The sequence below is a fragment of the Methylotenera sp. genome (assembly GCF_029946165.1).
GTDB lineage: Bacteria > Pseudomonadota > Gammaproteobacteria > Burkholderiales > Methylophilaceae > Methylotenera.
Window position 1 is genome coordinate 50,768 of sequence record NZ_JAQSDZ010000025.1, and the last position, 14,502, is coordinate 65,269.

14 protein-coding genes are annotated in these 14,502 nt (G+C 41.8%); 3 read left to right on the top strand and 11 right to left on the bottom strand.

Features of this window, described 5'->3' with window-relative positions:
• Nucleotides 1–202: 202 nt before the first annotated feature.
• The 5 genes from PSV17_RS12890 to PSV17_RS12910 form a co-directional block, all read right to left on the bottom strand.
• Nucleotides 203–1,375 carry an MFS transporter gene (locus tag PSV17_RS12890; protein WP_300483304.1) on the bottom strand — a complete coding sequence of 391 codons (1,173 nt, stop codon included), beginning with the start codon at nucleotides 1,373–1,375 and terminating at the stop codon, nucleotides 203–205.
• An 80-nt stretch (nucleotides 1,376–1,455) separates the two neighbouring features.
• Nucleotides 1,456–1,692 carry a DUF465 domain-containing protein gene (locus PSV17_RS12895; protein WP_300483306.1) on the bottom strand — a complete coding sequence of 79 codons (237 nt, stop codon included), beginning with the start codon at nucleotides 1,690–1,692 and terminating at the stop codon, nucleotides 1,456–1,458.
• Between the two features lie 130 nt (nucleotides 1,693–1,822).
• Entirely contained in the window at nucleotides 1,823–2,917 is a 1,095-nt protein-coding gene (aroC, locus tag PSV17_RS12900; RefSeq protein WP_300483307.1) for a chorismate synthase, read from the bottom strand.
• Nucleotides 2,918–2,979: 62 nt separating this feature from the next.
• On the bottom strand, nucleotides 2,980–3,687 hold the full coding sequence (locus PSV17_RS12905) for a type 1 glutamine amidotransferase (RefSeq protein WP_300483441.1): 708 nt from the start codon (nucleotides 3,685–3,687) through the stop codon (nucleotides 2,980–2,982).
• An 18-nt stretch (nucleotides 3,688–3,705) separates the two neighbouring features.
• Nucleotides 3,706–4,248: an rRNA large subunit pseudouridine synthase E gene (locus PSV17_RS12910; protein ID WP_300483309.1), complete on the bottom strand. Its 543-nt coding sequence runs from the start codon at nucleotides 4,246–4,248 to the stop codon at nucleotides 3,706–3,708.
• A gap of 54 nt (nucleotides 4,249–4,302) precedes the next feature.
• Between PSV17_RS12910 and icd the strand changes: the two genes are divergently transcribed.
• A complete protein-coding gene (gene icd, locus PSV17_RS12915) occupies nucleotides 4,303–5,559 on the top strand; it encodes an NADP-dependent isocitrate dehydrogenase (RefSeq protein WP_300483311.1) in 1,257 nt (418 codons plus the stop codon).
• Nucleotides 5,560–5,661: 102 nt separating this feature from the next.
• Here icd and PSV17_RS12920 read toward each other — a convergent pair whose 3' ends face one another.
• A complete protein-coding gene (locus PSV17_RS12920; RefSeq protein WP_013147304.1) occupies nucleotides 5,662–5,865 on the bottom strand; it encodes a cold-shock protein in 204 nt (67 codons plus the stop codon).
• Between the two features lie 326 nt (nucleotides 5,866–6,191).
• Here PSV17_RS12920 and pilB point away from each other — a divergent pair, with 326 nt between their 5' ends.
• Both pilB and PSV17_RS12930 read left to right on the top strand, forming a co-directional pair.
• Nucleotides 6,192–7,910: a type IV-A pilus assembly ATPase PilB gene (pilB, locus tag PSV17_RS12925; RefSeq protein WP_300483314.1), complete on the top strand. Its 1,719-nt coding sequence runs from the start codon at nucleotides 6,192–6,194 to the stop codon at nucleotides 7,908–7,910.
• Between the two features lie 14 nt (nucleotides 7,911–7,924).
• Nucleotides 7,925–9,148 carry a type II secretion system F family protein gene (locus tag PSV17_RS12930; RefSeq protein ID WP_300483317.1) on the top strand — a complete coding sequence of 408 codons (1,224 nt, stop codon included), beginning with the start codon at nucleotides 7,925–7,927 and terminating at the stop codon, nucleotides 9,146–9,148.
• Between the two features lie 106 nt (nucleotides 9,149–9,254).
• Here PSV17_RS12930 and PSV17_RS12935 read toward each other — a convergent pair whose 3' ends face one another.
• The 5 genes from PSV17_RS12935 to murU form a co-directional block, all read right to left on the bottom strand.
• The gene (locus PSV17_RS12935; protein ID WP_300483319.1) at nucleotides 9,255–9,989 is read right to left on the bottom strand and encodes a DsbC family protein; all 735 of its coding nucleotides are present in this window, start codon (nucleotides 9,987–9,989) and stop codon (nucleotides 9,255–9,257) included.
• 73 nt (nucleotides 9,990–10,062) lie between these two features.
• Entirely contained in the window at nucleotides 10,063–11,271 is a 1,209-nt protein-coding gene (locus PSV17_RS12940) for an FAD-dependent monooxygenase (protein WP_300483321.1), read from the bottom strand.
• Nucleotides 11,268–12,449: an FAD-dependent oxidoreductase gene (locus PSV17_RS12945; protein ID WP_300483323.1), complete on the bottom strand. Its 1,182-nt coding sequence runs from the start codon at nucleotides 12,447–12,449 to the stop codon at nucleotides 11,268–11,270. The genes PSV17_RS12940 and PSV17_RS12945 overlap by 4 nt, the downstream gene beginning before the upstream one ends.
• Before the next feature lie 14 nt (nucleotides 12,450–12,463).
• Nucleotides 12,464–13,786 (bottom strand): aminopeptidase P N-terminal domain-containing protein, encoded by a 1,323-nt coding sequence (locus tag PSV17_RS12950; RefSeq protein WP_300483326.1) that lies wholly within the window; start codon nucleotides 13,784–13,786, stop codon nucleotides 12,464–12,466.
• Nucleotides 13,787–13,810: 24 nt separating this feature from the next.
• Entirely contained in the window at nucleotides 13,811–14,500 is a 690-nt protein-coding gene (murU, locus tag PSV17_RS12955; protein ID WP_300483329.1) for an N-acetylmuramate alpha-1-phosphate uridylyltransferase MurU, read from the bottom strand.
• Nucleotides 14,501–14,502: the final 2 nt, after the last annotated feature.

Below are 14,502 nucleotides of genomic sequence, written 5' to 3' on the forward strand. Positions count from 1 at the left end.
CCACTTTGATCGTGGCTTTTTTTAATGGATTTTTGTTAGGAAATTAAATCTAATTTAACAAAACTTTTTTGATTATTAAGGTTTCAAATATAAGCATTGAGATTCATGTCTAGTTAACAACAATCAAAAAGGGCAGACTTTCTGCCCTTTTTGATTTAGCGTTATCTGCGCGCCTGCTGGTTTGTAAGGATTTTCATTAATGTCATCGGAACATCGCTTGAGATCCTTGCTTATTGCCTGTCAACTTCAAACCTAAACCTATCACTAGCAAGCCTAATAAAGGAAATATAGCAGCCAACATGAATGTTTTCTCTCCACCAAGATATTGTAGCGCGTAGCCTCCCGCCACACCGCCTATGGTGCCGCCTATCCCATAAGCCACACTGTTATATATCGCTTGGCCTTTAGCTTGATGCCTGCCATTGAAAAACTGAGTGATAACTTCTACCGAGGCCGCATGAAAACTGCCGAAAGTGGCAGCATGCAAGGTTTGAGCCAATACCAAAAGCACAATGTTGTCTACCGCAAGACCTATCATCGTAAATCGCGCGACCGCTAGCACCAAGCTAATCAATAAAATCATTTTTAAGCTATAACGCGCCATTATCTTGGGCATCAGCATAAAAATGCCAATTTCGCAGATAACTCCTACAGCCCAAAGCAGGCCTATCATACCTTTGCTGTAGCCGTGGTCACTCAAATAAATCGAATAAAAATTATAAAGCACGCCATGAGCGGTCACCATTAACGCGCAGCCTATTAGTAAAGCCAATACATTGGGCTGCTTAATGACTTGCCAAATTGAAAAGTGGTCATGCGCGTGTGGCTCAACCTTGGCATCGGGCAAGGTATGCGTTAATGCAAACAGAATAATTTGCACCGCTAGCAAAAACCATAACAAACTTCTTATGCCAGTAAAATCAATCAAATAACCTAAAATCACCGCCGCCACAATAAAACCAAGCGAACCCCACATTCGAATACGGCTGTAATGTCCGTTAGTAGTCGCTAAATGCGCCAATGTGAGTGATTCAGCTAATGGCAAGGTAGAGCTAGTAAATAAACTTAATGCCGCCATCACAAAAAATAACCAATAAAACCCATGCGCCCAAAATACTGCCGTAAAACCACACAAGCCTAATAAAGCAGTGAGCCTAATCCACTGGGCACGCTTACCTGTGTGGTCTGCTAACCAACCCCAAAAATTCGGCGCGAATATACGGCTGATTTGGAATAGCGACATCAAAATACCAATATCAGCAGGACTAAACTGCTCAGACTTTAAATATAAACCCCAATAAGGAACAAACGCCCCTACAAAGAAATAATAGATGAAATAAAAACGAGATAACTTAAAGTGAAGATTTGAATGCATGCCCAATTATATAGAACGGCGCCATAAAAAAAGTCGGCAGAAGCCGACTTTTTACTAATTAATGACTAGCTGATGAAGCGCTACGCAACCAACATCGCATAAAGCTGATCTTTAAGTTGAATGCGCTCTTTCTTTTGATTTTCTAGTGCCACATCTGAAACTGGCACATCTTCACCTTCTAAACGTTCAACAACTTTTGTCAAGTGGTGATAGGCATCAAATAACTTAGCAAAATGCGCATTGTCCAATTTCAAATGATGGATTTTTTCGCGATGCTCTGGAAACTCGTGCGCTAAATCATGATGTTCGATATTCATAGTAAGACCTCATTAGGTAATCAAAAGTAAACGCTCTAGTACCAAAACCTACAGTCCATCGAGTTATGCTTATATTATCAAACAGCTCAGCCTTAATTTATATGACATAAGTCAATCAGACAGATTTAAATTAGATAATTTTAGGTGTTGCACAACTCACATCTGCATTTTGCGCTCTATGTCTTAACGCATGATCCATTAACACTAGCGCCAACATCGCTTCTGCAATCGGCGTGGCGCGCACACCAACACATGGGTCGTGGCGACCTGTTGTTTGCATGGTCACCGCCTCACCATTTTTATCAATAGAACGGCGCTCTTGTGGAATACTAGACGTTGGCTTTAATGCGATATTGACACGAATCTCTTGCCCTGTAGAAATGCCGCCCAAAATTCCGCCTGCATGATTACTAGCGAAGCCTTGAGGTGTCATTTCATCAGAATGAACACTGCCACGCTGCGCGACTGAATCAAATCCTGCGCCGATTTCAATGCCCTTCACGGCGTTAATACTCATCATGGCATAGGCAATTTCAGCATCTAGTCGGTCAAACACAGGCTCACCCCAACCCACAGGTACGCCCTCTGCAACCACCGTAATACGCGCACCAATTGAATCACGCTCCGCTCTAACTTTATCTAAATAATCGGCTAGTTTTGGTAACACCTCTGTATCAGGAGCGAAAAAATCATTATCTTTATGATTAAGCGCATCCCAGCTCACAAATGGAATATCAATTTCACCCATCTGACTCATGTAACCACGAACAGTTACACCAAAACGTTCTTTTAACCATTTTTTTGCAATTGCACCTGCCGCAACGCGCACGGCTGTTTCACGCGCACTTGAGCGCCCACCGCCACGATAGTCACGTACGCCGTATTTTTGCGTATAAGTATAGTCGGCGTGACCGGGACGGAAAGTGTCCATAATTTTGCTGTAATCTTGGCTGCGTTGGTCAGTATTACGAATCAACAACCCAATCGGTGCGCCAGTAGTTATACCTTCAAACACACCTGATAAGATTTCCACAGAATCGGCTTCTTGGCGTTGTGTGACATGGCGTGAGGTACCAGGTTTGCGTCTATCCAAATCAATTTGCAAATCCTCTGCACACAACTCCAATCCAGGAGGACAGCCATCAACCACGCCGCCGATGGCCGCGCCATGTGATTCACCAAAAGAGGTGAGTGTAAATAAAGTTCCGATTGTGTTACCAGACATAATGCTTTTCTCTTGATAGGTTTTTTATAAGCTTGTTCAATTTTAACATACGGGTATCGCTATCAGTGCATGAGACCTTTAATCCACTGACCATAGACCTGCTTAGCGACTTTGTTCAGAAAGAAACAATGCACAGGTAAGTTTTGCTGCATTGCTTCAGCCTGCTGTACAGCTGGGCTTGCAGCAGCTTCCGTCAGTTCATCAGCACCAATCTCGCACCAGCTTTTGACCATTTCCGTAGTCACTTCAATGTGACTTTGAAACGCCAAATGTTTACCTATAGAATAAGCTTGATTTTGGCAGTGAGTGCTTGCTAACAAATGCGTCGCACCTTCTGGTAAGCTAAAAGTTTCGCCATGCCAATGAAAACTATTGAAGCTTTCAATATCGCCAAACCAATGTTTTGCCACTTCGTTTGGAGTTACACTCACTTCGCCCCAGCCAATTTCTTTAATGGGATTAGCGCTGATAACCCCACCCAAAGCTTTACTGATTAACTGGCCGCCTAAACAATGCCCCAATAGTGGAATATCCGCGGCTTTTGCTTCACGAATCAAGTTTAGCAAAGGCGCAATCCAAGGTAGGTCGTCATTCACACTCATTGGGCCACCCATAATCACAACGCCGCTATAGCCTAGTATCGATGCAGGTATAGAGCTCAACTCACTGGTGTTAATGATTTGCCAAGGTATATTATGCTGAGTTAAAAAGTCGCCTAAATAGCCAGGCCCTTCATGTTCTACGTTTCTAAAAACAATGACTGGCTTCATATTGCTTGTGCTCATTATTTAATTACCTAATCCAATGACTTTGTGTTGACCATTCTGAATGCCATCAATCGTATATTGCCCAATGGCGTAGCGAATTAATCTTAATGTTGGAAAGCCTATTTTAGCCGTCATACGACGCACTTGGCGATTTTTACCCTCACTAATTTTAATTTCTAACCAACTGGTAGGAATTGCTTTTCTTTCTCTGATGGGCGGGTTTCTTGGCCATAATGAATCAGGCTCTGAAATAAGCCGCACCTGCGCTGGTTTTGTGATGAAATCCGTTAAATCTACACCTAACCTCAGCGGCTCCAAATCATCATTGTTAGGCGCACCTTCGACCTGAACCCAATAAGTTTTAAATTCTTTATGTTTTGGGTCACTTAAACGGTGTTGCAACATGCCATCATCGGTTAAAATGAGTAAACCTTCACTATCAGTGTCTAACCTTCCAGCGGCATAAATGTCTGGAGTATGGATAAAGTCTTTTAACGTAGCGTGCTTCTCATGCGGACTGAATTGGCATACTACGTTAAAGGGTTTATTGAATAAAACAATCATTGAATTCACTTAATTATTTAGAAACGTAACAAATACTCAAGGGGCGGCATACACATGGCTACAAAAAGCAGCATCTCAGGGAAAATTATTGTCCCAACTACTGGTGAAAAAATCACCGTCAACGCTGACAATACACTCAACGTGCCTGATCAGCCTATTATCCCATTTATTGAGGGTGATGGCATAGGTATAGATATTACGCCACCCATGATTAAGGTTGTAGATGCAGCTGTAAGCAAAGCTTATGGCAGCACTCGCAAAATTTCTTGGATGGAAGTTTACGCGGGTGAAAAATCCACAAAAATTTACGACAGCAACACATGGCTTTCTGATGAAACCATGAAAGCCCTTAAAGAGTACGTAATTTCTATTAAAGGCCCTCTGACAACACCTGTTGGCGGTGGCATTCGCTCACTCAATGTGACGTTGCGACAAGAGCTAGATTTATATGTATGCTTGCGCCCAATTCAATATTTCACAGGTGTACCAAGCCCTGTGAAACATCCTGAAAAAACCGACATGGTGATTTTCCGTGAAAATACTGAAGATATTTATGCAGGTATTGAATGGGCGGCGGGTTCTGATGAAGTTGAAAAGGTCATTCAATTTTTAAGCGATATGGGCATGCGTAAAAAAATCCGTTTCCCAGAATCCTCAGCCATTGGCATTAAACCAGTTTCAAAAGATGGTAGCCAACGCTTAATCCGCAAAGCAATTCAGTATGCAATTGATAATAATAGAAAGTCTCTGACGATTACCCACAAAGGTAACATCATGAAGTACACAGAAGGTGGCTTTAGAGACTGGGGCTATGAACTTGCTAAACAAGAATTTGGCGCTGTAGAAATTGATGGCGGCCCTTGGTGCAAACTACCGAACGGCATCGTAATTAAAGACTGTATCGCAGATGCATTCTTACAAGAAATTCTTTTACACCCTGCCGACCATGATGTTGTTGCCGCACTTAACTTAAACGGCGACTATATGAGTGATGCGCTTGCAGCACAAGTAGGTGGCATTGGCATTGCGCCTGGCGCCAATTTAAGCGATACCATTGCCATGTTTGAAGCAACGCACGGTACTGCACCAAAAATTGCTGGTAAAGATTTGGCTAACCCTAGCTCAATCATTCTTTCTGCTGAGATGATGCTACGACATATGGGTTGGGTTGAAGCTGCTGATTTAGTGTTGCAAGGCGTTGCAAAAGCCATTATTTCTAAACGCGTGACTGGCGACTTCTCAAGTGAGATGGAAGGTGCAACACAAGTAGGCACAGCTCAATTTGGTGAAGAAATCATCGCCAATATGTAATCGCCTGACTTGCTGTAAAAAACGGCTCGTAATTTTCTTACGAGCCGCTTACATAAATTGTAATATTAAAAGTACTAATTTAAAGTACTGAGTAAAAAAGACTTAAGCCTTTTGAATATTTGAAGCTTGTTTGCCTTTTGGACCATCGGTCACTTCAAAACTTACACGTTGACCTTCTTTAAGACTTTTATAGCCTGCTTCTACAATCGCAGAGAAGTGTGCGAATAAATCATCGCCACCATCATCTGGCGTAATAAAGCCAAAACCTTTTGAGTCATTAAACCATTTTACGGTACCTGTTGCCATTTCTACATCCTTACATAATACGACGGGGGGCGCCCCAAAAAGCCAGTTTCAAGAATAGAGAACCTCTTTAAAATAAAAGTTAGCTTCAAACTTGAACCCAAGCACCTGACTATATTTATAATTTGGAAGTTTAAACTTGTCAAGTTTTTTTAGTTTAGTTGAATAATTTCAAGTACATTGATGCATAGACAGGTGATTTAATGTAATTACGTGCCATTTTTAAGGTCATTTTTACGTAAGGTCTTTACAAAAAAAAGTCTAACGGGCATTATTAGTTTGACAAAAATAAATAGGGAAAGCTTTAACGCTGCTTAAATACAACATTTATGGCTAATGCACCTACACCACAAAAATTAAGCGGTCTTGCCCGAACTTTAATTCAAGAAAAGTTACTTTTTGAGGATGAAGCAAATGCTATACAAGCACAAGCAAGCTCCTTAAAAAATCCATTCATTAGTCAGCTCATTACAAGCAGAAAATTAACTGCACAAGCCATTGCAGAAGCCTCGGCAAAAGCATTTGGCTTTCCCTACTTTAATTTAGATGCATTCAACCCAGATTACCTTCCAGCAAAAAAAATTGATACTAAATTAATGCAAGCAAACCGCGTGTTGGCATTGCAAGTACGTAATAACATTTTATATGTTGCCATTTCAGATCCTACTAACTTGCATGCGTTAGATAGTGTGCAATTCCAAATGGGTCTAGCTTTGTCTCCCGTTATCGTAGAAGATGACAAGCTCGGACGCTGGATTGATAAGATAGTTGAAGCTGGTGATACCAGCATGAAGTCAATGAATCTTGATGATGACTACGACTTAGGAGGTGAAGTCGGAGCGCAAATTGAAGACGAAGTTCAGACTCAAGAAGTCGATGATGCTCCAGTAGTTAAATTTTTGAACAAGATGCTAATAGACGCTATCAATATGGGTGCGTCTGATTTGCACTTCGAACCTTATGAGAAATTCTACCGCGTACGTTATCGTGTAGATGGCATATTGCGTGAAATTACCCAGCCTCCACTTGCCATTAAAGAAAAGCTTGCCTCGCGGATTAAAGTTATTTCTAGCATGGACATCTCAGAAAAACGCATCCCGCAAGATGGACGCATGAAACTGGTGTTATCTAAAACGCGAACTATCGATTTTCGTGTCAGCACATTGCCTCTGATTAATGGCGAGAAAATTGTGATGCGTATTTTAGACCCATCAAGCGCCACACTTGGAATTGAAGCACTTGGATATGAGCCCATTCAAAAAGAACGTTTACTGAGCGCAGTCAGCCGTCCTTATGGCCTTGTACTAGTCACAGGACCTACAGGTTCTGGTAAAACTGTTTCGCTGTATACCTGTTTAAATATCTTAAATAAGCCTGATGTTAACATCGCGACAGCGGAAGATCCTTGTGAAATTCCACTAGCGGGTATCAATCAAGTCAATGTAAATGACAAGCAGGGGTTAACCTTTGCTGCTGCATTGAAATCATTCCTTCGCCAAGATCCCGACATCATCATGATTGGTGAAATTCGCGACTTAGAAACCGCAGACATGGCGATTAAGGCTGCGTCAACAGGCCATATGGTGCTATCTACATTACATACCAATGATGCGCCATCAACCTTAACTCGATTACTCAATATGGGGGTGGCGCCATTCAATATTGCTTCAGCAGTTTCATTGATAACCGCACAACGCTTAGCAAGACGACTGTGCAAAAACTGTAAAGTCCCTTTAGATATACCAAAAGAAGCTTTATTCGGCGTAGGCTTTACGGAAGAAGACTTTAAAGAAGAATGGCAGCTTTATGGTCCCAAAGAAGGTGGCTGTGAACTCTGTAACAATGGATACAAAGGTCGAGTTGGTATTTATCAAGTGATGCCTGTCACAGATGCGATTAGCCGTATTATTATGAAAAGTGGAACCGCACACGATATAGCAGATCAAGCAAAACTTGAAGGCGTGAAAGATTTACGCCAATCGGGTTTAATAAAAGTAATGCAAGGATTAACTTCGATCGAAGAAGTCGAAGCTTGTACGAACGAATAATATAGGGAATCACTATGGCAGCAAATACTAAAGCCACGAAAGAAATCACATATTCTTGGGAGGGCAAAGATAAAAAAGGTAAAGTCATAAAAGGTGAGATACGCGCCACTAGTGAGTCTTTTGTTAACGCCACTCTGCGACGTCAAGGTATAACTGTTACAAAGATTAAAAAGCAAAGTAGTTTCACTAGCAAAGGGAAAGTATCAGATAAAGATATTACGCTGTTTACTCGTCAACTTGCGACCATGATGAAAGCAGGCGTTCCATTGTTACAATCTTTTGACATTGTAGGGAAAGGCCATAGTAATCCAGCCGTTGCAAAGCTTTTATTTGATATCAAATCTGACGTGGAAACTGGTAGCAGTATGAGCGCTGCCTTCCGAAAATATCCTCTTTATTTTGATGCCTTATTCTGTAATTTAATTGGTGCGGGAGAAGCCGCAGGTATTCTAGATACGCTTCTTGATCGATTAGCGTCATACAAAGAAAAAATTCAAGCCATTAAATCAAAAATTAAATCTGCCCTATTTTACCCAGCCTCTATTATAGTCGTCGCATTTATCATCGTTGCGGTTATTATGATTTTCGTGGTTCCAGCTTTTAAGGATTTATTTAGCAGCTTCGGTGCAGAACTTCCAGGACCGACTTTAGTAGTAATGGCTATTTCAGATATATTCGTAGAGTGGTGGTGGGCGATTTTTGGATCTATTGGATTTGGTCTCTGGTTTTTCTTTTACAGTTGGAAAAGATCTTTAAGTATGCAATCCACTATGGATAGATTGATTTTAAAAGTTCCAGTTTTTGGGCCACTTATTCGTAAAGCAACCATTGCAAGATGGGCGCGAACTTTAGCCACGATGTTCACTGCGGGGGTACCTCTTGTAGAGGCATTAGACTCAGTTGCAGGTGCATCGGGTAATCGGGTTTACTATGACGCCACTAAAAAAATACAGAGTGAAATAAGCACTGGTACTAGCTTGACCGTAGCCATGCAAAATTCAGACGTATTTCCAAACATGGTATTACAAATGACGTCTATTGGAGAAGAATCTGGCGCTTTAGATTCAATGCTAAGCAAAGTAGCTGACTTCTATGAAGCAGAGGTTGATGACGCCGTTGATGCACTAGCAAGTTTAATGGAGCCAATGATAATGGTTGTACTTGGCACCTTGATTGGCGGGCTTGTTGTTGCCCTTTATCTTCCGATATTTAAACTAGGATCAGTAGTTGCAGGTTAAAACAAAGCTATAAAATAAAATCTTAAGGTTGTTCCTAAGAAAAAATAGCGATTAATTTAGTCGCTATTTTTCTATTTAATTTAATATCAAGAAACTTAGTTGATACCTACTTCTTAGCAGAAGCCGAAACCAAAGCCTGTTCAATTTCCTTATAAGGTTGTGAACCAAGCATGCGTTTACCATTCTCAAAGAACAATGTAGGAGTGCTAGTAACGCCGATTTTTCTCGCAAGCTCTCCAATTCGCTCTATTGGCACTTCACAGTTTCCGACTGAACTTGGCAACTTACCATTTAGAATCCAGTCATTCCATGCTTTAACCCGATTACTTGCGCACCAAATTGCTTTAGATTTATTGGCAGAATCTGGATGTAATTGCTGAATCGGATAAAGGAAAGTATAAACAGTCACATCAGTGATGTTGCTTAGCTCATTTTGCTCTAGACGTTTGCAATACGGGCAATCTACATCCGAAAATACAACTAATTTACGGCTACCATTACCCTTTACCACTTTAATCGCTTGATCTAAAGGAAGAGTAGCGAAATCAATTTTATTTAACTCCTCCATACGCTCGCCTGTAATATCCTTTTTTGTTTTCGGGTCAACGAGGTGGCCTTCTGCAATTAAAAAAGACATTTTTTCATCGGTATAAATAATCTGGCCACCCATAAAAACCTCATACAAACCAGCAAAAGGTGTTTTTGTTACGCTATCAACTTTGAATTTTGGGTAAGCCGCTTCCACCGCTTTTTTAACACTGGCTTCATCGGCTATTGCATAGGTTGAAATTCCAGCGAATGCAACACTTAAAAAGGTAAGACTGATTAATTTCTTTAACATGCAGTTTCCTTGATTTTGAATTAACTTATTTAATTGGTTTTAATAATATCTGTTAGCGCTTAATCACAATATATTAAAGTGATACTGCATTTGAAACTAACAGTTTTTTGATTGCTTGATGCTTAGTTGCAGATAATCCCCAGTTTCTCACTGTTTTTATTGCTGAGTTTTGAGTGTTAAACAAATGATAAAGGCTATCTGTTAACAACACCATATTCAAAATATCAACTTTTCTTGTGCGCGTATATTGCTTGAGCAAACTACTATCATTTAATGCTTGATATTGATGCTTAGTTTTGAAAACATCCACTAAATCCACTACATCTCTGAAACCTAAATTAACGCCCTGACCAGCCATCGGATGAACCTGGTGCGCTGCATCGCCGATCAAAACCACGCTATCTTTTACCAATGTATTCGTTTTTTGTAAGTTCAATGGAAACTTTACCGCGGGACTGAGTAACTTAAAATCACCTAAGGTGCTATTGCCAGCCAACTTCACTGCATTGGTAAACTCATTTTCACTTAAGAGCAACAATGTATCAGCATAGTCGGTTGATACAGACCAAACAATAGAAATTGTATTATCAGACAGCGGCAGCCATGCCAAAATACTCGGATGATTTTCGGAATCTTGTAGAAACCACTGCCTAGCAATATTGCCATGCCGCTTAGTCGCAGTAAAATTCGCGACTATCGCTGTTTGTTCATAAGACTTTTGCTGCATGGGCATGTTCAATTGTTGTCGCACCCAAGAATGACTGCCATCGGCGGCTAACAGCAAAGTACTTTCAATCGATAGTTGATCCGATAGCTGTAATGTAGCCTTATCTGGCGTGTTACTCACCGCTTCACATTGACTATTAAATCGCGTTTGAATGCCTAAAGTTTCAACTTGGTTAAGCAATGCCTGCATAAGCAATTTAGACTCGACGATATAGCCTAAACAATCTGCGTTCACATCGCTAGATGAGAGCGTGATTGGCCTCTGCTCGCCTGTTGAGCTATCAGCATTACCGAAGATTTCCATCGCTTGCATTAGGCCAATACGCGATTGATTCATTAATGACCATATACCTAAGTCTTGTAGCCATTGTGCATTCTTTGGACTAATCGCATAAATTCTTGCATCCCACGTTTCGTCTGCAAAATTGGCATCCCATGGATTTTTACTATCAATCAATACTACAGAAAAACCTGCTTGATGCATCGCAACAGCCGCGGCTAGACCTACTAAACCAGCGCCAACAACCGCCACATCGGTACGCAATATTTCACTCATTTTCCGTAACTCATTTTGCTGACTAAATGCTGCTTGATTGGCTTAATCATATCAAACAGGCCTAGCCCTGCACTTCTTAAGCCATTGACGCCAACAATATCATTAGAGAAAATATTCACCAGAAAATCAGTAAACAACAAACCGTTTTTAGTATCAGATTGACGACTGGCAAGATATTCGTCCAACATTTTCTGATTGCCAAAATCTGCTGGCGCGGTAGTCGCAATTGTTTGCGCGAGAGATTCTGCATCCCGCAAACCAACATTAAAGCCTTGCCCAGCAACGGGGTGCATGGTTTGGGCAGCATTACCAATAACCACCAAGTGCGGCGTTTCAGTTGTTTTTAATTGCGATAATTTTAATGGAAATGCCATACGTTTTTCTACGCTTAGAAATTGCCCTACTCTATCGCCAAACTGTTCATGAAACTGTGCCAAAAACTCTGCATCACTCAATGCTAGCAATGTATTTATGTATTCTTTTTTTCCCGTCCAGACCAATGAAAAGTCGTTTGAATTTTGGCTCGCTCCATTAGGCAATAAAGCCATTGGGCCGTTCGCAGTAAAGCGCTCATAGGCAATATTATTATGTGGCAACTCCGCCCTGACTTTAGAAATCAGCGCATCGTGGCCATATTCTTTGGTTTCTTTAACTAGCCCAGCAATTTCGTCTAAGCTTCGACCACCATCTGCCAGCACCACTAAATGGCTATTTAAAGTTTGAGAATTACCTTGGTGGCAATAAGTCACGCTAGCATGAGCATAGGTATGAGCGATATGTTCCGCTGAAGCTTCAAATACAAAGTTTACTAAAGGTTGACTTGCAAGCGCTGCATCCAACGCCTCACTTAACTTTCCGTAAGACAATACATAGCCAAGCGCTTCTTGCTTGTAATCATGTGCTTGTAGTTTTGAACGACCAAGGCTACCTTTTTGTGAAACATGAATGGTATTAATAGCGGTAGCGCTTGTGGCCAAACTTCCCCAAACGCTTAGTTTTTCTAGAATGCGCTTACTGCCATATGACAAAGCCAGTGCCCTACTCTCAGTATAAGCAGCCTTTTGTTGACGCGCCTCAAGCACTGTCACAGCCACGCCTTGTTTTGCCAGCAATAGCGCTAAGGTCGCACCTACTGGCCCGCCACCCACGATGACAATATTTTCTACAATGTCGCTCATTTAATCTTTCATGCCTACTGATTGGCCATTAAGGCTTCAATATCCGCCACTGATTTAAGTGCATTTTTAGTCAACACTTCACAACCGTCTTTCGTCACCAGCACATCATCTTCAATACGAATACCAATATTCCAAAAAGCTTCTGGTACATTTTCAGCAGGACGAATATAACAGCCAGGCTCAACTGTCAGCGCCATATTGGGCATTAACATACGCCAATTACCCGCTTTACCTTTATATTCGCCTGCATCATGCACATCCAAACCTAACCAGTGCCCAGTGCGATGCATATAGAACTGGCGGTAATCGCCATTTTCCAACACTGCTTCTTTGCTACCTTTGCACAATTTTAAATCAATAAAGCCTTGCACCAATACCTCTAGTGCCGCTTCATGTGGCGCATTCCAATGATTGCTTATATTAACCTTTGCAATCGCAGCAGCTTGCGAAGCCAGCACTAGCTCGTAAACATCTTTTTGTGCAGCGCTAAACTTACCATTCACGGGAAAAGTGCGCGTAATATCTGAGGCATAACCATCCAATTCGCAACCCGCATCAATCAGCAATAAGTCACCACCGTTCAACTTAGCATTATTGGCGTTGTAATGCAGCGTGCAAGCATTGGCACCGCCTGCGACGATGCTGGTATACGCAGGCGCTTGTGCGCCATTACGGTAAAACTCGTGCAAAAACTCCGCTTCTACTTCATATTCCATGATATTGGGACTAGTAAAATTTGACCCGACAAACCTCATAGCACGGTTATGCGCGGCGGCGGCAATATTGGCTGAACGGCGCATTAAATCAATCTCGAACGGAGATTTAATCAAACGCATTTCGTCTACTAATTGACGTATGTCGCTCACATCATCAGGCACACGAACGCCACTGCGAGCCTGCGTGCGCAGGGTGTTCATCCAACCCAGAACACGCGCATCCCAACTGCTACTTTCACCTAAACTAAAAAATAGCTTAGGTTGATTCGCCAACAACTTTAGAATAACTGCATCTAACTCATTGATTGAGTATGCTTCATCAAAACCAAACTCCGCTTTAGCAGCTTCGGCTCCATAACGAAAACCATCCCAAATCTCGCGCTCCATATCTTTATCGCGACAGAATAATATTGTTTTTGGCTCGGCACCAGCCACTAACACCACGACTGATTCAGGCTCGTTGAAACCTGTTAAGTAATAAAAGTAACTATCAAACCGATAGGGGTAGTGACTATCGCGATTGCGAATGCTTTCTGGCGCGGTTGGAATAATGGCAATTCCTTCGCCCATCGCACTCAGCAGCCTAGATCTACGTTGTTGAAATTCAACTATATGACTCATTGAGTCGATTCCTTTTTTCATTCGTTAACTCGCTCGTAGCTTTAACGCTTCATCCAACCTACTCAAGCGTTCTGGCGTACCAATATCATGCCATACGCCTTGATAATGTTCAGCGCTTGCTTTATTTTCAGCAATTGCACTTCTTAACAAAGGTGCAAGTTTTGCTGGCTCACCTCGCGTTACGCTGGCAAATAAATCGGGGTGATAAACACCTACTCCAGAAAATGTGAGCATCCCAATATTATTTTTGGCACCCGTATTTTTAAGCTTACCAGCTTCTATTGCAAAATCGCCATTTGGATGTTGAGGCGGATTATCCACCAACACGAGGTGCGCGTGGTTATTGGGTTTTAGGGCATGCTTTAAAACAGCAAAATCAATCTCGGTGAATGTATCACCATTCACCACTAAGAATGGTTCAAATCCCAGCAGAGGCAAAGCATTGGCAATGCCACCCGCGGTTTCTAGCGCTGTTTTTTCAGGGCTGTATTGAATATGCATATTCCATTGACTGCCATCACCTAGCGCTTGCTCAATCTGCTCACCCAAATGAGCATGGTTAATCACAACTTCTTTGAAACCCGCTTTGGCTAAACGTTCCAAGTGCCAAACAATTAGTGGTTTTCCACCTACTTTTAGCAATGGTTTAGGTGTGTGGTCGGTCAATGGACGCATGCGTTCGCCACGTCCTGCGGCTAATATCATGGCTTTCATGG

Coding starts and splice junctions, on each gene's coding strand:
- PSV17_RS12890 (WP_300483304.1), bottom strand. CDS start 1,375: ATGCATTCAAATCTTCACTTTAAGTTATCTCGTTTTTATTTCATCTAT.
- PSV17_RS12895 (WP_300483306.1), bottom strand. CDS start 1,692: ATGAATATCGAACATCATGATTTAGCGCACGAGTTTCCAGAGCATCGC.
- aroC (WP_300483307.1), bottom strand. CDS start 2,917: ATGTCTGGTAACACAATCGGAACTTTATTTACACTCACCTCTTTTGGT.
- PSV17_RS12905 (WP_300483441.1), bottom strand. CDS start 3,687: ATGAAGCCAGTCATTGTTTTTAGAAACGTAGAACATGAAGGGCCTGGC.
- PSV17_RS12910 (WP_300483309.1), bottom strand. CDS start 4,248: ATGATTGTTTTATTCAATAAACCCTTTAACGTAGTATGCCAATTCAGT.
- icd (WP_300483311.1), top strand. CDS start 4,303: ATGGCTACAAAAAGCAGCATCTCAGGGAAAATTATTGTCCCAACTACT.
- PSV17_RS12920 (WP_013147304.1), bottom strand. CDS start 5,865: ATGGCAACAGGTACCGTAAAATGGTTTAATGACTCAAAAGGTTTTGGC.
- pilB (WP_300483314.1), top strand. CDS start 6,192: ATGGCTAATGCACCTACACCACAAAAATTAAGCGGTCTTGCCCGAACT.
- PSV17_RS12930 (WP_300483317.1), top strand. CDS start 7,925: ATGGCAGCAAATACTAAAGCCACGAAAGAAATCACATATTCTTGGGAG.
- PSV17_RS12935 (WP_300483319.1), bottom strand. CDS start 9,989: ATGTTAAAGAAATTAATCAGTCTTACCTTTTTAAGTGTTGCATTCGCT.
- PSV17_RS12940 (WP_300483321.1), bottom strand. CDS start 11,271: ATGAGTGAAATATTGCGTACCGATGTGGCGGTTGTTGGCGCTGGTTTA.
- PSV17_RS12945 (WP_300483323.1), bottom strand. CDS start 12,449: ATGAGCGACATTGTAGAAAATATTGTCATCGTGGGTGGCGGGCCAGTA.
- PSV17_RS12950 (WP_300483326.1), bottom strand. CDS start 13,786: ATGAGTCATATAGTTGAATTTCAACAACGTAGATCTAGGCTGCTGAGT.
- murU (WP_300483329.1), bottom strand. CDS start 14,500: ATGAAAGCCATGATATTAGCCGCAGGACGTGGCGAACGCATGCGTCCA.